Here is a 16,447-nt window from a genome sequence, read left to right on the forward strand (position 1 = left end):
AAATATTTTTTACAGTTTTAAAGCCAGCGTCAAAAAACGCTGGCTTTTACAATACTGATATTGCCTATTTCAACTATCATTTCTTTTATTAGGAATCATTCTAAAATGTGATATAATAAGGGTGAATTGGAAATAGGTAAACTATTTTCATCATTCTTTCAAAAAATATTCTATTAAGAAATATGTAAAGACAGATTAGAAAGTGGGAAATCCCTATGTCCTCTTATGAAAAAGTCTCTCTTTCTGAGATCAATCAATCTATTGAGATTCCAAATAACAATCATTTTTGGCAAAATCTAAAAGCATTCTTAGGACCTGGTGCACTTGTGGCAGTTGGCTACATGGATCCAGGAAACTGGATCACCAGTGTGGTTGGTGGTGCCTCCTACAAGTACAGCCTTTTATTTGTTATTTTAATTTCATCCATCATTGCTATGCAGCTACAACAGATGGCTGGAAAGCTCGGTATCGTGACTAGGATGGACCTAGCGCAGGCCACAGCTCATCATGCTCCCAAGTGGCTTCGCTATAGTTTGTGGGTGATTTTAGAATTAGCTTTAATGGCGACAGACTTGGCTGAGGTTCTAGGTTCAGCGATTGCCTTAAATCTTTTGTTTAAAATACCGATTATGATTGCTATCCTCTTAACCGTTTTAGATGTGTTTCTTTTGTTGTTGTTGATGAAATTTGGTTTCAAAAAAATTGAATCTATTGTTACGACCCTTATTTTAACCATATTAGCCATCTTTACCTATCTTGTGGCCTTATCCAATCCAAGTATCCAGGGGATCATTGGTGGTTATTTGCCAACTTCAACTTTATTTGAAACACCGTTACCGGGTCATGAAAGTCAATTGACCTTGGCTCTAGGGATTGTAGGTGCGACAGTCATGCCTCATAATCTCTATCTCCATTCCTCTCTATCCCAAACAAGGAAAATCAATCACAAAGATAAGAAGGATATTCGAAAAGCAGTTCGCTTTATGACCTGGGATTCAAATCTTCAGTTGTCTCTAGCCTTTATTGTCAATTCCTTGCTTCTTATTTTAGGTGCCTCCCTCTTTTTTGGTCATGCATCTGAAATTTCAGCTTTCTCCCAAATGTACAATGCTTTACAGGATTCGACGATAGCAGGAGCGATAGCCAGTTCAACTCTGTCAACTTTATTTGCTCTAGCTCTCCTAGCAAGTGGCCAGAATTCGACCATTACAGGCACTTTGACAGGACAGATTGTCATGGAAGGTTTCTTACATCTAAGATTGCCTCAGTGGCTTATCCGTATCGGTACCCGTATTTTTGCCTTGCTACCTGTGATTATAGTCGCCGTTTTATTTGGGCATCAAGAAAAAACCTTGGATCAGTTATTGGTCTATTCACAGGTCTTTCTTTCAATCGCTCTTCCGTTTTCAATTTTCCCCTTGATTTATCTAACCTCTAAAAAGTCACTGATGGGAGAATTCACCAATGCCAAGTGGAACACAATCCTAGGTTACGCAGTTTCCATTATCTTAACCATTCTCAATATCAAACTTCTTTTTGATATTTTTTAAACTTGTTCAAATTAGTTTTCGGTACTAGCTTGAAGCATGATATTGAGATAATAGTAGTGGTTGGTTCATTAAAACATAAAAAGAAGTAAAAAAAAAGAACAGTGGTAACTGTTCTTTTTATGATTATTTGAGACCGTATTTTTTGTTGAAACGATCCACGCGTCCATCTGCTTGAGTGAACTTTTGACGTCCAGTGTAGAATGGGTGTGAGTCTGATGAAATTTCCACACGGATCAATGGGTAAGTTTCGCCTTCGAACTCAACAGTTTCGTTAGAGCGTTTAGTTGAACCGCTAAGGAATTTGTAACCAGTAGTTGTGTCCATGAAGACAACTGGGCGATATTCTGGATGGATATCTTTTTTCATTTTGCAATATTTCCTTTCTGCCATGGTCTCTTTGCGAGCCATAGATTGTTACCATACTAGTCTATCAGATTCTGAAAAGTTTGGCAAGTATTTTATCAGTTTTTAAGCAAGTTTTTTAACTTTTGATAGATGATTTCGTTTTCTTCTAGACTATAGGAATTGGCGCCACTAGCTAATGGATGTCCTCCTCCGTCGTGTTCTTTGGCAATTTCATTGATAGGGGTGATTTTACTGCGCATACGCACACGGAAGTGACCGTCAACTTGCTCAACAAAGATGGCCCAAGCCTTAACAGTATCAATTCGACTAGGTGCTCCGACAATCGCAGCCGTTTCAGCATCCGTAACCTTATATTTTTCCAAGATGTCTTGAGTAAGCAGAACGCGTGCAGCTCCATTCTCATCAACTTCTAAATGATCATAGACATACCCTTGCAGTTTTGCAATCTTGAAGCTCACGGTATCCATTTGACGAGACAATCCAGCAAAGTCAAAATCAATTTCTCGGAGCTGGCTAGCTATTCTAAAGGTACGGGCACTAGTTGACGGGTAGAGAAAACGCCCTGTGTCTCCGACAATTCCTGCATAGAGAAGTCGTGCCGCTTCGCTAGACAAAGTTAGTTGGTTTTCTTGAGCAAATAGAGCAATCATCTCACTGGCACTGCTTGAACTTGTATCCACCCAAGATAGGTCACCATAGATATCATCATTTGGATGGTGATCGATTTTGATGGTGAAAGCAGCTTGTTCATAGCGTTTATCATCGATACGAGGACGATTCGCTGTATCACAAATAATAGCAAGGGCTCCTTGGTAGTCACTATCTTGGACAGTATCCATTTCCGCCATCCAAGTTAGAGTTGGTTCGTTAAAACCGACTGCTTTGATAGTCTTTTCTGGAAAATGGTGTGTGAGAAGAGCTTTCAAGCCCACTTGACTCCCTATGGCATCAGGATCTGGTTTCATATGACGGTGAATGATAATGGTATCGTATTCTTTGATTTTCTCTAATATTTGCTGGCGAATTTCCATAAATAACCTCAATTCTTTCTCATTTCATTGTAGCACAAGAATTTTTATTTTTAAAATGAAAAAGATGTGATATAATGGAGAAAGATAAATTGAGGAGGACGATATGGCATTAGCAAAAATTGTATTTGCCAGTATGACCGGTAATACCGAAGAAATTGCAGATATTGTAGCAGACAAATTACGTGACTTGGGCTTGGATGTCGATGTGGATGAATGTACGACTGTTGACGCTTCAGACTTCTTGGAAGCGGATATCGCAATCGTTGCGACTTACACCTACGGAGATGGAGAATTGCCAGATGAGATGATGGACTTCTACGAAGACCTAGCAGATCTCAACTTGAATGGCAAAATCTACGGAGTGGTCGGTTCAGGAGATACCTTCTACGACGAATTCTGTAAGGCTGTTGATGACTTTGATCGCGTTTTTGTAGCGACAGGAGCAGAAAAAGGTTCAGAGTGTGTTAAAGTGGATCTGTCTGCCGAAGATGAGGACATCGAACGCTTGGAACAATTCGCAGAAGAATTGGCTGCAAAAGTAGGATAAGAATCAAGCTGCGCTGACTGGAAGTCACATTAATATACAAAAGAAGTTGAGAAATCTCAACTTCTTTTGTATATTAATGTGATACGCGACGGCGAGCTGCCTTTTTGCGGTTTTCTTCGATGAAAGCTGCTTTTTGCTCTTCTGGCTCAATCACTTTCTTTTTAATTGCGTATACCGCACCTGCAACGGCAGCGACAGTTCCTGCGACACCTGTTACAAGACCTTTAGCGAATCCTTTAGCCATGAGTCTTCCTCCTTTATCTTCCCGAACAGTCAGGCTCCTCAAGAGGTAGCATTTTTCTGACTGACCTTTTTGTGATATAATAATAGTAACGAAAAAATGGGAATTTTTCAAGGAAAAAAGATGAAAACAAAAATAATTGTGATTGTTGGACCGACTGCTGTTGGGAAGACAGCCCTTGCTATTGAAGTGGCCAAGCGCTTTGGTGGAGAGGTGGTCAGCGGTGACAGTCAGCAAGTATACAGAGGGTTAGATATTGGGACGGCCAAGGCTAGCCCAGAGGAGCAAGCTGCAGTTCCTCATCATTTGATTGATGTCAGAGAGGTGACCGAGTCTTACTCGGCTTTTGATTTTGTTTCGGAAGCTAAGAAGGCTATTGAGGATATTCAAAGTCGTGGCAAGCTTGCTATTATAGCGGGAGGTACCGGACTTTATATCCAGAGTTTACTAGAGGGCTATCATTTAGGTGGGGAAACACCTCATGAAAATATTTTAGCCTATCGCGCTAGTTTAGAGTCTTATTCAGATGAAGAATTAGCCCATCTTGTGGAACAAGCAGGCCTTGAAATTCCCCAGTTTAACCGTCGTCGTGCTATGCGGGCCTTGGAAATCGCCCATTTTGCTCAGGATTTGGAAAATCAAGAGACCTTGTATCAACCGTTGATTATCTGCTTGGATGATGAACGCAGTCAACTCTATGAGCGTATCAACCACCGAGTGGATCTGATGTTTGAGGCTGGGCTTTTGGATGAGGCCAAGTGGCTTTTTGACCATTACCCTGATGCGCAGGCAGCCAAAGGAATTGGCTACAAGGAACTATTTCCATATTTCCGTGGGGAGCAGACTTTAGAGGAAGCTAGTGAGAGTCTCAAACAGGCTACCCGTCGTTTTGCCAAGCGTCAGTTGACCTGGTTCCGTAATCGCATGCAGGTGACCTTTTATCAGATAGGAGAGTCTGGCGTGAAGGGGCGTATTCTAAGCCAGATTGAGGAGTTTTTAAATGATTGAAACGGAGAAAAAAGAAGAACGGGTCCTGCTAATTGGTGTTGAACTGCAGGGCATGGATAATTTTGACCTGTCCATGGAAGAGTTGGCCAGTCTAGCTAAGACAGCTGGTGCTGTTGTAGTTGACAGCTACAGACAGAAACGTGAAAAATATGATTCCAAGACCTTCGTCGGCTCTGGTAAGCTGGAAGAGATTGCACTCATGGTAGATGCGGAAGAAATTAGCACTGTCATTGTCAACAACCGTCTGACTCCACGGCAAAATGTCAATCTAGAAGAAGTTCTGGGTGTCAAGGTGATTGACCGTATGCAGTTGATTTTGGATATCTTTGCTATGCGGGCTCGAAGCCATGAAGGGAAACTCCAAGTCCACCTGGCCCAGCTCAAATATCTCTTGCCTCGCTTGGTTGGTCAAGGAATCATGCTCAGTCGTCAGGCTGGGGGAATTGGTTCCCGTGGACCTGGTGAAAGCCAGCTGGAACTGAATCGTCGTAGTGTTCGAAACCAAATTACGGATATCGAGAGACAGCTTAAGGTGGTTGAGAAGAATCGAGCAACAGTCAGAGAAAAGCGTCTGGAGTCAAGCACCTTTAAGATTGGTTTGATTGGTTACACCAATGCTGGGAAATCAACCATCATGAACACCTTGACCAGTAAGACCCAATATGAGGCAGATGAGCTATTTGCGACCCTGGATGCGACGACAAAGAGTATCCATCTTGGTGGGAATCTACAGGTAACCTTGACTGATACCGTTGGCTTTATCCAAGATTTGCCAACAGAATTGGTGTCCAGTTTTAAGTCAACCTTGGAAGAAAGCAAGCATGTGGACCTTCTGGTGCATGTCATCGATGCCAGCAATCCTTACCACGAGGAGCATGAAAAAACGGTTCTGTCTATCATGAAAGATTTGGACATGGAGGACATTCCTCGCTTGACCCTTTATAATAAAGTGGATTTGGTGGAGGATTTCACGCCTACTCAAACACCTTATGCCCTCATTTCTGCCAAGTCTGAGGATAGTCGTGAGCAATTGCAGGCTTTATTTTTAGAGAAAATCAAGGATATTTTTGAAGCATTTACCCTGCGAGTACCTTTTTCGAAATCCTACAAGATTCATGATTTGGAAAGTGTAGCGGTTCTGGAAGAGCGCGACTATCAAGATGACGGTGAAGTGATTACAGGCTATATTTCGGAGAAAAATAAATGGAGGTTAGAGGAATTTTATGACTGATATTAAAACCTTGGCTCTAAAATATGGGGGCTATACAAGTCTGGATAAGGTCTATCTGGATCAACTTCTAGCTGGCAAAACAGAACAAGAGCAGTTGGCTCTCATCACCCCTCCTCCGAGTGTAGTCAATGCTTACTTTGCTGAACTCTACCAGAAAAAGAGTCCTGATGCTGCGACGGATTATTTTGCAGAACTCAGTCAGGAACTGAACCTCTACAATGCTGAGCCAAGTTTCACCTTTGAAAATAAGCCTTTCATTCGTCTTAATTTATCTGGCAAATCTTTTGGATTTTGCTATGAGAGTGAGGGCTTGGGGCGAATTTTCTCTGAAAATGAAGAGGTAATATCGGATGACTTGCTTTTTGAGATTGCGCAAATTTTCCCCCATCAGCTCGTCTTTGAAGAGTCTGGAAAGATTTACATGAAGGATGCCGGAGACGAAGAAGTTGTTAGTGTGGAGAGTCTCACAGCTTTGACAGATTTGGAAAGTTTAGCTGATGGTCGCAAGCGTCTCAAAGGCTATAGCCAAGAGGATTTATTACAAGAAGCTGTTGCTTTTTCTGGCAAGCGCTATTTCCGATCGGAAAACCGCACAGCCATGTTATATATTGATTAATTAGAAAGTATCAAATGGATATTCAATTTTTAGGAACGGGGGCTGGTCAGCCCTCTAAAGCCCGCAACGTCTCAAGTCTCGCCCTGAAACTCTTGGATGAGATTAACGAAGTTTGGCTCTTTGACTGTGGAGAAGGAACGCAAAATCGCATTCTGGAAACCACGATTCGACCACGTAAGGTCAGCAAAATCTTTATCACTCACCTGCATGGAGACCATATCTTTGGCTTGCCAGGCTTCCTTTCTAGTCGTGCCTTTCAGGCCAATGAAGAGCAGACAGATTTGGACATCTATGGACCGCAAGGGATCAAGTCCTTTGTCTTAACTAGTTTACGTGTGTCAGGTTCTCGTCTGCCTTACCGCATTTATTTTCATGAGTTTGACCAAGATTCTCTAGGGAAAATCCTTGAAACCGATAAATTCACTGTGTATGCAGAGGAGCTGGATCACACTATTTTCTGTGTTGGCTATCGTGTCATGCAAAAGGACTTGGAAGGAACCTTGGATGCTGAGAAGCTCAAGGCTGCTGGTGTCCCATTTGGTCCGCTTTTTGGAAAAATCAAAAACGGCCAGGATGTTGTTTTGGATGATGGGACTGAAATCAAGGCGGCAGACTATATCTCAGCTCCCCGTCCGGGTAAGATTATTACTATTCTGGGTGACACCCGAAAAACCAATGCTAGTGTGCGTTTAGCTGTCAATGCCGATGTCCTTATCCATGAGTCGACTTATGGCAAGGGAGATGAAAAAATTGCTCGCAATCACGGTCACTCAACCAATATGCAGGCAGCACAAGTAGCAGCAGAAGCCAGTGCTAAGCGCCTCTTGCTCAATCATATCAGTGCTCGCTTCCTCTCAAAAGATATCAGCCAGCTTAAGAAAGATGCAGCTAGTATTTTTGAGAATGTCCATGTGGTTAAAGACTTGGAAGAAGTGGAAATCTAGAAGATTGAGAAAGGATAAGTATGCGTACTATTCTCATTACCGGAGCTAGCGGTGGATTAGCCCAAGAAATGGTCAAACTCTTGCCAAATGACCAACTGATCTTGCTAGGTAGAAACAAGGAAAAACTGGCACAACTCTACGGGAATCATCCTAATGTGGAATGGATTGAAATCGACATTACTGATGAGTCAGCCCTAGAAGCTCTGGTCGCTGACCTCTATCTCCGTTATGGCAAGATTGATGTCTTGATTAACAATGCTGGTTATGGTATTTTTGAAGAGTTTGACCAGATTTCTGCTCAAGACATTCACCAGATGTTTGAGGTTAATACATTTGCTCTGATGAATCTGTCTCGTCGTCTTGGAGCTCGCATGAAGGAGAGAGGAAAAGGGCATATCATCAATATTGTCAGCATGGCAGGTTTGATAGCGACTAGCAAGTCCAGTCTCTACTCGGCGACCAAGTTTGCGGCTATTGGATTTTCAAATGCTCTGCGCCTCGAACTCATGCCCTATGATGTCTATGTAACGACGGTTAATCCAGGACCGATTCGTACTGCCTTTTTTGACCAGGCAGACCCAGATGGTAGCTACCTCAAGTCGGTTGACCGATTTCTCTTAGAACCAGATGCGGTTGCTAAAAAAATCGTCAAGACCATAGGAAAAAACAAACGAGAACTCAATCTTCCTCTTTCGCTCAATGTAGCCCACAAATTTTATAGCCTCTTTCCCAAGTTAGCTGATAAGTTGGCTGGAGAAACCTTTAATTATAAGTGAGAAAGCTGTTCCCTTGAGGAATGGCTTTTTGCTTTAATAAGGAGAAGTTGTTGATCAAAAATAATCCCTGAAAATACTGGTAGTTTATCTCTATTTGATAGTTTTGGAGTATAATTGAGATAAGAAAGTTCATTAGATAAATGAAGTCCCAAACCAGCTAGCTTACCCTAGATAATGCCCTATGTATAGCCGGAGGTTGACAATGGAATTATTGACAATTGACCAAATTATTTCCATTATTGAGGAAGCAATACAAGGGCTTGACCCTGAGATAAGAGAAGGAATTGTCCTGAGCCATACTGAAGTGCCTGTGTCTGAACTGGATCGTTTGAAAAAACAACTGCAAATACAAGATTTGGATCCGATTTTTAGGAAGTATATTCTGGCCTATAACTGGGAGCAGGTCGGTTTTTTAAGTTACCAGTTTGGATATGGGGACGACACTAGTCTTACTTGGCTAATCAATCGCAATTTGGAATACCACGATTACTCGACTCTACAAGAAAGAGGCTTGATCATCATTGCAAATGGAGATCCCTACACTATTTTGCTGGATTGTCAATCTGGGGCGGTCTATGCTCTTGATGCAGAGATGAACTATGATGAAAAAATATGGCTGACACCAGATTTTCTAGCATTTGTTAGAGCCATGGGAACGGCCCAATCTGCAGTTTGGAAGGGTTGTGAAAGTGACTTCATCCGCTTGATGACTAGAATAGGTCATGCGTCCAGTTTGATATTTTGGCAGAGTCTGGTCGGGTTTTATGATTGAAAATAGAAGGAGCAGGTCATGGAATTTATTGTAGCTGAGGAAGGGATTCCTCAAAATATCGGATGTCAGGGAGCCCTGATTGCCTATTATGGCAGTGAGATAGAATTTCATTATGAAACCGTTCCACCACACGGTGATGAGATTTTTTCTGCCAAGTTGCCTTTGTTGGGGCTTGATCTGCCCTTTTGGATTTATGGGAGAAATCTCATATTTTTAGATGCTTACTACCTCTTAGCAGAAACAGTTAAGAAAGGGACTTGGAATCCCATAACGAGCATACTCATCAACATTCATACGGGGGAATACGCCAGCCTAGACCACTGGTACAATCATATATCTATTGAGCAAAACGGTCTTGAGTTGAAAAATGATTATGATGGACAAGTCCTGACTTTGAAAACGGTTGACAAACTTCATTGGCTTGCCCTAGATGCTGAATCAGAAGAAAGAAACTAAAAATGGCAAAGAAAAGAGTTACATTACCAAAAGAGTTTAAGGATTTAATGGATAAAGGAAATATTGAAGCCCTTAAAGCAGTCTATGATCGTTGTGAATTAACCGCTCATGATGGAAGATTTAGCTTATGTACACCTCTGCATATGGGAGGAGTCCCGGATGAATTGGTTATCTGGCTGGTAGAAAAGGGCCTAGATATCAATATCCCTGATTATTATGGAGCGACTCCTTTGTATCGTCAGGCAACCATGGGAAGAGATACTGTAAAACTATTGCTCGAATTGGGTGCAGACATTGGGAAACCCAATACCTATGGCGAGACACCTTTACATGTGGCAGCTGAGTTTTTCCATCCTAAGACAGTCAAATGCTTGCTTGAGAAGAGTGCTAATGTCAATGTAGAGAATGATATGGGAAGAACTCCACTTGCTTCAGTCTTGATGGTCTGCCGGGGAATCTATATTGCCCAAACTGCTGAAATTGCCTCTATGTTATTAGAGGCTGGTGCTAAGAAAACATCTGCTATGAAAGAAAAGGTTGAAAATATTGGCAAGGATTTTGAATTTCATCGGGAAAGTATCCATCCTGACTACATAGAGGCTGCAGATAAAGGCTTAACGAAGCTCTATGAGCTCTTCGATGTCAAGCCTGTAGAAAAACGAATAACCCACGATGGAGTTTCTCCGATTCTCGTAAAAGAAGGTAGCTGGGAGGAGCAATATGAGGAACTATGGTCTTTCTTGATTCCTTCAAGTGGAGCAGCCAAAACTGTTCAGGGAGAAGTTATTCGTATACCAGGCAGAGTTCGAGATGAACTGGATCGCAATGGTGGGGTCAACTGGGACAGGGACTATAGAAAAATGCTTCAAACTCTCCCTCAATACTTGTCTCTAGGAATCCCCCTTTCAGATCAAGAATTAGAAGAGACTAAAGAGCTTATTGCTCAAGTTCATGGGAAAGATTTTGATGATGAGCCTCGCCTAGACCGCCTGTGTCAGCTAGCTATTGCTTGGATTAAGCAAAATCCTGAACCCCTTCTCCTAGAAAAAACAAGTTATAAGCGTTAAAAAGCATTGGAAGACAGATAAAATAAAGAAATCATGGTGAAATGATGCAACTAATTGACCAAGTTAAAAAAATAGAAACTTATATTTGTGAGTGTTTTGAAGACTGGGATTTGGATGATCCTGTAGAGGAAGGATATCTGGAAGATTATCAGGGCATTTCTGGTGCTTCTGAGGAAGAGCTTCAAACCTTTGAGGAAATATTTGGCATTCGTCTACCTAGTGACTTCAAAGAGCTCTATAGCTATAAAAATGGGAGTAAATACCTCTCTATTTTACCTTGTGTAATTGACCAGAGAGATTTAACTTTTTCTCTCATGAGTCTGCAGGAAATTGAAACTTGTAAACAGTACTTTCAAAATAGGAATGCTCTGTTAACAGAATTTTCTGACTATTTTTCTAGTCAAGATCTAAAAAATATGCGTGATAGTAGAATTAAGCCCTATCTTTTTAATAAAAAATGGCTTCCTTTTGCCCAGTATTGTGACTCTTGTTATCTTATGCTGGATTTTGATCCAGACCAGGAGGGTCAGGAAGGGCAGATTATTTGCTACATCCATGATCCTGACCAGGTGATCTATGCGGCTGAAAGCCTTACAAATCTGATTGAAGGGATAATGGATGAGATCATATGAATGGACAAATGTACCAAATAGCCTGTATCGTGGCAGCAGCTAGGAAGGCTTTAAAAAGTGGTAAAGAAATATGCTATAAGCCTGAAAAATATACAAATAAGTTGAGCTTTCAAATTTTGCCGTCAGAAAAAGGGGAAGTTATAGAACTATCTGTATCTGATTGGTTTGAAAATCTTAAGGAAAAAGGTTTGAAGGACTTAAAATTATTTTGCCCTATCTCAGTAAATGACAGAGGTATTTTAGGTTTCTCCAATACGACACAGAGTTCAATTCTCTGTTTTTATAAAGATGGGAAGGCAAGTTATTTCCTACCAAATTGGGAAGCTGCTTCCGCAGGTAGGGGCTGGGATGTTACCTACACCGAGTATGAATGGGAAAGGTCTTCTCAAGACATTCCCCACTATGAAAATAATATCGAAGAATTTAAGGACATATTGACTCGTATAGAAAATCTAGCAATTAAAATTGAATGTGACAACTTTGCCAAAGTCTTTCACTCTGCTAGAAACTATCTACTTGACCTTGATGCTGCTAAGGTGCTAGAGGAACCTAAAATTCCGCCACAAAATCAAAATATATTTAGAGCTGCAAGTGCAGCGGATGTTTTTGGAGCAATGGGCTCCTGGAATGATGAGCCAGGATGGTTGGCGCAAGATAAGGGACTGGGTCAAGTATACGATGAACTTTCAGATCAATTGCTAAGAAATATTAGATCAGCCATTCTATTTGCCATCAACGAGTGGTGATGGATTAGGAGGGAGAAAATGGGGAAGTTAAAGTTAAGTCTATTGAATAAATGGGAACTAGACAAGGACTACAATAGTGTTTTCAATTCTGTCATGTTACATGATGGTAGAGCCTTTGTCTTGACCCGTGAGAAGGAAGCTTTCAATCTCTACTGTCTGCTTGAAGTATCACCTTTGGGTGTGAAGGAGATAGATGCTTGGTATTGTGACCATGTTTGGGAGGAAGAGTCTCTACTCTTTACAGATGGACAAAATATTGGCATCATCAAGGCTGGCAAGGAAATAGTCTATTATACTGGTGATTTTTCTAATCCAGAAATCATTGCCATAAAGGATCCGCAAAGTATACTTCCTAAAAAGGCACAAGAGAGATATTTTCAAATCGTATCAGATAGCGACCAGATACCCGTGTGTTTTGAAGATCAAGTTTATACAAATCAGGCAAGAAACTTTGCCCTTTTAGAGTTTGATAGAGAGAAAAAGCAGGCTAAGTGGACCACTTATTCATATATTGATAAAAAAGATTTAAACCACCACGACATGAGCTCAGATGATTGTCCTAAAATCGATAGTATGAAATGTTGGAGGAAAGAGCTCTATGCCTTTACCTCTGGAGAAAGTCAAACCTCTGTCAATAAATGGGGCATGGACTATTATGCTCTTGTTAAAATCTCTAGTGATGGTCGTATTATCGAAAAGTTATTAGAATCTGAACATTTAAAGGCTTTAGGTAAAAAAGCTGGTGTCAATGGAATTTTTACGGATTCGCCTTATATTATCCTGAGCCCCCTATTTAAGAATGATGATTGGAAGGGCAAGCAAAAGCTATTTTCTCTGGCAACGAGAGAATTGTGCGATATAGCCTTGCCTAGAGGAATGAGTAAACACAAGCTTCAAAATATGACAGACAACTTTTGTTTAACTTTCCTGTACGACAGAGGTTTAAAAGAACTTGCCCTTTGTCAGATTGACTAGGCTGTGAGGCTGAGTTTGGGAGCTTTTTATAGATAGGTGCTGAAATTTCTTGGTTAGTCTGCAGTATTTATTTTGGGGTGTTTTATTGTCAATTTTATTAAAGTATTGCAATTTAAATCTTAAAATAGTATACTAGTTCTATTATTTATGAAAACGTTTGCGTTTTTGTTGATGATAGATTATTTAGGAGACAAGACATGGAATTGACAGCCATTTATCATAGGCCAGAATCAGAGTATGCTTATCTGTACAAAGAAGGTCAGCTACATATCCGAATTAGAACCAAGAAAAATGATGTCCAGCAGGTCATTTTACATTATGGAGATCCCTTTATCTTCATCGAGGATAAGTATGAAGCCAAGAAAGAAATGACTAAAGTAACTTCAGACACCTTGTTTGATTATTGGCAGGTTACGGTCTCTGTTGATTTTGCACGGATTCAGTATCTCTTTGAACTCCTTGATGAGGAGAGTCAGGGTGTTTTCTACGGTGATAAGGGTTGTGTAGAACATACTCTAGAAAACTTGGATGCTGAAGGAAATGGCTTTAAGCTTCCTTATATTCACGAAATAGACGGATGTCAGGTTCCTAGCTGGGTTTCAAATACCGTTTGGTATCAGATTTTCCCAGAACGCTTTTCTAATGGAAATCCTAATCTAACTCCTGATGGAGCTCGAGAGTGGGATGCTGCCATTGCGCCTAACAGGGATGATTCTTTTGGTGGAGATTTACAAGGGATTATCGACCATCTAGACTATCTAAAAGATTTGGGAATCACTGGACTTTATCTATGTCCGATTTTTGAAGCTACAACCAATCATAAGTACGATACGACGGATTATTTTGAAATCGACCGTCACTTTGGAGACAAGGAAGTCTTTGCTACTCTAGTCGAGGAAGCTCACAAACGTGGTATCAAGATCATGCTAGATGCGGTATTTAATCATATTGGCGACCAGTCTGCCCAATGGCAGGATGCTCTAAAAAATGGAGAAAAGTCACCTTATAAAGATTGGTTCCATATTCAAGAATTCCCAATTACAGAGGATAAACTGAAAAACGCGAGAGAACTACCTTATCATACCTTTGCCTTTGCTAGCTATATGCCTAAGTTAAATACAGCAAATCCTGAAGTCAAAGACTATCTTTTAAGTGTTGCGACCTACTGGATTGAGAATTTTGATATCGATGCTTGGCGTTTGGACGTTGCCAATGAAATTGACCATCAGTTCTGGAAAGATTTTAGAAAGGCAGTTCTCGCTAAAAAGCCTGATTTGTATATTTTAGGTGAAATCTGGCATACGTCTCAACCTTGGCTAAAAGGGGATGAGTTCCATGCTGTCATGAACTACCCGCTCTCTGAAAGTATCAAGGATTATTTCTTGCGTCAGCATAAAAAGACAGAGCAGTTTATTTCAGAAATCAATAGCCAGTCAATGTACTACAAGCAACAAATCTCAGAAGTGATGTTTAACCTTCTGGATTCTCACGATACAGAGCGTATCCTCACAACTGCCAAAGGCAATGTGCAACATGTCAAGGCTGCTTTAACCTTCCTCTACCTTCAAAAAGGGACTCCTTGTATCTATTACGGAACAGAGCTTGCATTAATAGGTGGACCAGATCCCGACTGCCGTCGTGTCATGCCTTGGGACCGTGTGTCTGAGGACAATGATATGCTGAATTTCATGAAACAGTTGATTCAAGTCCGTAAGGAAGTGGCAAGTATGATTCAGCATGGTTCATATTGCTTGCAAGAAGTGAAACCAGATGTTCTTGCCTTGAGCTGGAACTACCAAGGAAAAGAAGTTCAGGCAATCTTTAATCAGTCTAAAGAGAATTTTGTTTTAGAAAGAGACTCTGTTGATTTAGCGAGTCATTGCCAGTTTGAAGATGGGCAACAAGTTATCTTGCCAGCTGGATTTGTGGTTTATTTAGATTCGATTTAAATCGATTTTAACTCCAGTACAGGTTTGTTTTAAACGAGAAAGGGAAGAATGATGGAAAAACTTCAAGTTTCCGAAGAATGGTTGCAAAAATACCAAGAAATCAAGCATATTTTGACCTCGTCTGTCAATTATGCAGCATGTTTTGAGGCTAAAGAAATAGACGGCAAGGAAGTCTTTGTCCTAGATATGGGGGAAGTGACCTTCCCAAGTGGAGAAATTTTAGTTAGAGATCCCTTGGTCTGGCTCCGTAGGAATGAAAAACCCTATCTAGAGACAGTTCCCAAAGGAACATTTCCTCTCAAAACCTTAGTAGTCAAGATCGAAGAAGATCACTATCGGTATGTTGCAACAAGAGTTCAATTTACAGATAAGCTTCCAGTTGTTTACTATGAAGCCTTAACTGGTACTGAAAACTTGGATTCTGTTGAAGAAGATTCTTATTTTGGATTTTCAGTTGATGCAGGATTGGCAACTATTGTGGATGTTGAGACAAAAAATGCCTACTGTGATTTTGAAGAAAGATGGTATCAAGAAAATCCTGAAAAAAACATCTATGATGATTTCTTTGCGGAAATTTTTGCTCAAAATGCCATAGAACATCCCCTATATCAACGAGAAGGCGGTGATTGGATTAACTTTAGAATACCACATACAGACCTGACTATTCCAATGATTCAATCTGGTTTTGGAGATGGAAATTATCCTGTTTACTTTGGCTATGACAAGGATCATCAACTCTGTGATGTGGTTATTGAGTATATCTACGTAGGATAAGGAGTTGGATGATGGCACTCAATGAAGTTTATGATTATTTTCGTCACTATGATAAGGAAACTTATCAGGTTGTCGCCTGCATGGGTAATGAACCATCGGAAGAAGATGTTCAGGATTTTGAAAATCAATACGGCATTCGTCTGCCAGAAGATTTCAGGGAATTCACCATGTCATCTCTGGGAGGTCTCTTTATGGAAGTCAGAGAAGAGCTATGGCCAAGAGCCAAGGCTTACGATGTAGCACCATTTTGGACCTTCTGTCGAGGTATTAAGGTCTTGGGAATTGCAAATGGCATCCCAGACTTCTTAGACATTCGCCTTCAAACCAAAGAATTACACGCTCTGGGCTTTGTGGATTATATCCCATTTCTGTCTATCATTGGTGATGGAGATGTGATTTTCTGTTTTGATAAGGACAATCACATAGTTGCTCTAGACTGGTACAACAGTGGCGAAACCGAGGAGTTTAATTGTGATTTTTCAGAGCTTTTGCTTCATCAAATTGCCGATCTAGAAGAGCGTAAAAATGAGATGGTCAATCTTTTGGAAAAGGGGAAATCTAGTCAATAATCTATAAGGAAATATCAGTTTGATAGTCCGTAAAAGAGGTTGGGACAAAAGATCCCGACCTCACTTTTTTTAGCAATCAAACTTTGACGCGGTAGCTGATTGAACTTTTTGTTCGTCTTTTAGACTCCAAAAAGCTCCTAATCATCCTCGCGATGCTGGGACTACGAAATCGAGACTTTGTCTATCGATTTCTGTCC

General features: G+C 40.8%; 19 protein-coding genes. 16 read left to right on the top strand and 3 right to left on the bottom strand.

Annotated elements, in window-relative coordinates; all coding sequences use genetic code 11:
* The first annotated feature begins 215 nt into the window (after positions 1-215).
* Positions 216-1,550 carry an Nramp family divalent metal transporter gene (locus HMPREF1125_RS07450; RefSeq protein WP_000100446.1) on the top strand — a complete coding sequence of 445 codons (1,335 nt, stop codon included), beginning with the start codon at positions 216-218 and terminating at the stop codon, positions 1,548-1,550.
* Between the two features lie 123 nt (positions 1,551-1,673).
* Here HMPREF1125_RS07450 and HMPREF1125_RS07455 read toward each other — a convergent pair whose 3' ends face one another.
* Positions 1,674-1,916, bottom strand: coding sequence for a type B 50S ribosomal protein L31 (locus HMPREF1125_RS07455; protein WP_000710762.1), 243 nt, complete (start codon positions 1,914-1,916; stop codon positions 1,674-1,676).
* Positions 1,917-2,011: 95 nt separating this feature from the next.
* A complete protein-coding gene (locus HMPREF1125_RS07460) occupies positions 2,012-2,947 on the bottom strand; it encodes a DHH family phosphoesterase (protein ID WP_000405930.1) in 936 nt (311 codons plus the stop codon).
* Between the two features lie 103 nt (positions 2,948-3,050).
* Between HMPREF1125_RS07460 and HMPREF1125_RS07465 the strand changes: the two genes are divergently transcribed.
* On the top strand, positions 3,051-3,494 hold the full coding sequence (locus tag HMPREF1125_RS07465; RefSeq protein ID WP_001162124.1) for a flavodoxin: 444 nt from the start codon (positions 3,051-3,053) through the stop codon (positions 3,492-3,494).
* A gap of 73 nt (positions 3,495-3,567) precedes the next feature.
* On the opposite strand, the gene HMPREF1125_RS07470 is transcribed toward HMPREF1125_RS07465, so the two are convergent.
* A complete protein-coding gene (locus tag HMPREF1125_RS07470; protein WP_001051782.1) occupies positions 3,568-3,738 on the bottom strand; it encodes a DUF3042 family protein in 171 nt (56 codons plus the stop codon).
* A 120-nt stretch (positions 3,739-3,858) separates the two neighbouring features.
* Between HMPREF1125_RS07470 and miaA the strand changes: the two genes are divergently transcribed.
* The 14 genes from miaA to HMPREF1125_RS07540 all read left to right on the top strand — a co-directional run bounded on the left by miaA (position 3,859) and on the right by HMPREF1125_RS07540 (position 16,250).
* Positions 3,859-4,743 (top strand): tRNA (adenosine(37)-N6)-dimethylallyltransferase MiaA, encoded by an 885-nt coding sequence (gene miaA / locus HMPREF1125_RS07475; RefSeq protein WP_000850167.1) that lies wholly within the window; start codon positions 3,859-3,861, stop codon positions 4,741-4,743.
* Entirely contained in the window at positions 4,736-5,974 is a 1,239-nt protein-coding gene (gene hflX, locus HMPREF1125_RS07480) for a GTPase HflX (RefSeq protein ID WP_000573164.1), read from the top strand. The genes miaA and hflX overlap by 8 nt, the downstream gene beginning before the upstream one ends.
* Complete coding sequence (locus tag HMPREF1125_RS07485; RefSeq protein WP_000129693.1) at positions 5,967-6,590, top strand: hypothetical protein; 624 nt, start codon at positions 5,967-5,969, stop codon at positions 6,588-6,590. Before hflX ends, HMPREF1125_RS07485 begins: the two co-directional genes overlap by 8 nt.
* 14 nt (positions 6,591-6,604) lie before the next feature.
* The gene (gene rnz / locus HMPREF1125_RS07490) at positions 6,605-7,534 is read left to right on the top strand and encodes a ribonuclease Z (RefSeq protein ID WP_000354325.1); all 930 of its coding nucleotides are present in this window, start codon (positions 6,605-6,607) and stop codon (positions 7,532-7,534) included.
* Between the two features lie 20 nt (positions 7,535-7,554).
* Positions 7,555-8,310, top strand: a complete 756-nt coding sequence (locus HMPREF1125_RS07495; protein ID WP_001259187.1) for an SDR family NAD(P)-dependent oxidoreductase — start codon at positions 7,555-7,557, stop codon at positions 8,308-8,310.
* Positions 8,311-8,512: 202 nt separating this feature from the next.
* Positions 8,513-9,082: a hypothetical protein gene (locus HMPREF1125_RS07500; protein WP_000422114.1), complete on the top strand. Its 570-nt coding sequence runs from the start codon at positions 8,513-8,515 to the stop codon at positions 9,080-9,082.
* Between the two features lie 18 nt (positions 9,083-9,100).
* On the top strand, positions 9,101-9,538 hold the full coding sequence (locus HMPREF1125_RS07505) for a hypothetical protein (RefSeq protein ID WP_000394428.1): 438 nt from the start codon (positions 9,101-9,103) through the stop codon (positions 9,536-9,538).
* A 2-nt stretch (positions 9,539-9,540) separates the two neighbouring features.
* Positions 9,541-10,605, top strand: a complete 1,065-nt coding sequence (locus HMPREF1125_RS07510) for an ankyrin repeat domain-containing protein (protein ID WP_001085628.1) — start codon at positions 9,541-9,543, stop codon at positions 10,603-10,605.
* Positions 10,606-10,649: 44 nt separating this feature from the next.
* The gene (locus HMPREF1125_RS07515; protein ID WP_001175982.1) at positions 10,650-11,237 is read left to right on the top strand and encodes an SMI1/KNR4 family protein; all 588 of its coding nucleotides are present in this window, start codon (positions 10,650-10,652) and stop codon (positions 11,235-11,237) included.
* Positions 11,234-11,983 (top strand): hypothetical protein, encoded by a 750-nt coding sequence (locus HMPREF1125_RS07520; protein WP_001014338.1) that lies wholly within the window; start codon positions 11,234-11,236, stop codon positions 11,981-11,983. Before HMPREF1125_RS07515 ends, HMPREF1125_RS07520 begins: the two co-directional genes overlap by 4 nt.
* Before the next feature lie 18 nt (positions 11,984-12,001).
* Positions 12,002-12,958 (top strand): hypothetical protein, encoded by a 957-nt coding sequence (locus tag HMPREF1125_RS07525; protein ID WP_000517234.1) that lies wholly within the window; start codon positions 12,002-12,004, stop codon positions 12,956-12,958.
* Positions 12,959-13,155: 197 nt separating this feature from the next.
* Positions 13,156-14,907 (top strand): glycoside hydrolase family 13 protein, encoded by a 1,752-nt coding sequence (locus HMPREF1125_RS07530; RefSeq protein WP_000423962.1) that lies wholly within the window; start codon positions 13,156-13,158, stop codon positions 14,905-14,907.
* A gap of 51 nt (positions 14,908-14,958) precedes the next feature.
* Positions 14,959-15,681, top strand: a complete 723-nt coding sequence (locus HMPREF1125_RS07535) for a DUF4241 domain-containing protein (protein WP_025172346.1) — start codon at positions 14,959-14,961, stop codon at positions 15,679-15,681.
* Between the two features lie 11 nt (positions 15,682-15,692).
* Complete coding sequence (locus HMPREF1125_RS07540; protein ID WP_001196954.1) at positions 15,693-16,250, top strand: SMI1/KNR4 family protein; 558 nt, start codon at positions 15,693-15,695, stop codon at positions 16,248-16,250.
* Positions 16,251-16,447 lie beyond the last annotated feature (197 nt).

Origin of the sequence: Streptococcus oralis SK304, assembly GCF_000287715.1 — a bacterium.
Lineage (GTDB): Bacteria > Bacillota > Bacilli > Lactobacillales > Streptococcaceae > Streptococcus > Streptococcus oralis_Y.

Coding starts and splice junctions, on each gene's coding strand:
- HMPREF1125_RS07470 (WP_001051782.1), bottom strand. CDS start 3,738: ATGGCTAAAGGATTCGCTAAAGGTCTTGTAACAGGTGTCGCAGGAACT.
- HMPREF1125_RS07515 (WP_001175982.1), top strand. CDS start 10,650: ATGCAACTAATTGACCAAGTTAAAAAAATAGAAACTTATATTTGTGAG.
- HMPREF1125_RS07540 (WP_001196954.1), top strand. CDS start 15,693: ATGGCACTCAATGAAGTTTATGATTATTTTCGTCACTATGATAAGGAA.
- HMPREF1125_RS07525 (WP_000517234.1), top strand. CDS start 12,002: ATGGGGAAGTTAAAGTTAAGTCTATTGAATAAATGGGAACTAGACAAG.
- rnz (WP_000354325.1), top strand. CDS start 6,605: ATGGATATTCAATTTTTAGGAACGGGGGCTGGTCAGCCCTCTAAAGCC.
- HMPREF1125_RS07450 (WP_000100446.1), top strand. CDS start 216: ATGTCCTCTTATGAAAAAGTCTCTCTTTCTGAGATCAATCAATCTATT.
- miaA (WP_000850167.1), top strand. CDS start 3,859: ATGAAAACAAAAATAATTGTGATTGTTGGACCGACTGCTGTTGGGAAG.
- HMPREF1125_RS07530 (WP_000423962.1), top strand. CDS start 13,156: ATGGAATTGACAGCCATTTATCATAGGCCAGAATCAGAGTATGCTTAT.
- HMPREF1125_RS07520 (WP_001014338.1), top strand. CDS start 11,234: ATGAATGGACAAATGTACCAAATAGCCTGTATCGTGGCAGCAGCTAGG.
- HMPREF1125_RS07460 (WP_000405930.1), bottom strand. CDS start 2,947: ATGGAAATTCGCCAGCAAATATTAGAGAAAATCAAAGAATACGATACC.
- hflX (WP_000573164.1), top strand. CDS start 4,736: ATGATTGAAACGGAGAAAAAAGAAGAACGGGTCCTGCTAATTGGTGTT.
- HMPREF1125_RS07535 (WP_025172346.1), top strand. CDS start 14,959: ATGGAAAAACTTCAAGTTTCCGAAGAATGGTTGCAAAAATACCAAGAA.
- HMPREF1125_RS07485 (WP_000129693.1), top strand. CDS start 5,967: ATGACTGATATTAAAACCTTGGCTCTAAAATATGGGGGCTATACAAGT.
- HMPREF1125_RS07500 (WP_000422114.1), top strand. CDS start 8,513: ATGGAATTATTGACAATTGACCAAATTATTTCCATTATTGAGGAAGCA.
- HMPREF1125_RS07510 (WP_001085628.1), top strand. CDS start 9,541: ATGGCAAAGAAAAGAGTTACATTACCAAAAGAGTTTAAGGATTTAATG.
- HMPREF1125_RS07495 (WP_001259187.1), top strand. CDS start 7,555: ATGCGTACTATTCTCATTACCGGAGCTAGCGGTGGATTAGCCCAAGAA.
- HMPREF1125_RS07455 (WP_000710762.1), bottom strand. CDS start 1,916: ATGAAAAAAGATATCCATCCAGAATATCGCCCAGTTGTCTTCATGGAC.
- HMPREF1125_RS07465 (WP_001162124.1), top strand. CDS start 3,051: ATGGCATTAGCAAAAATTGTATTTGCCAGTATGACCGGTAATACCGAA.
- HMPREF1125_RS07505 (WP_000394428.1), top strand. CDS start 9,101: ATGGAATTTATTGTAGCTGAGGAAGGGATTCCTCAAAATATCGGATGT.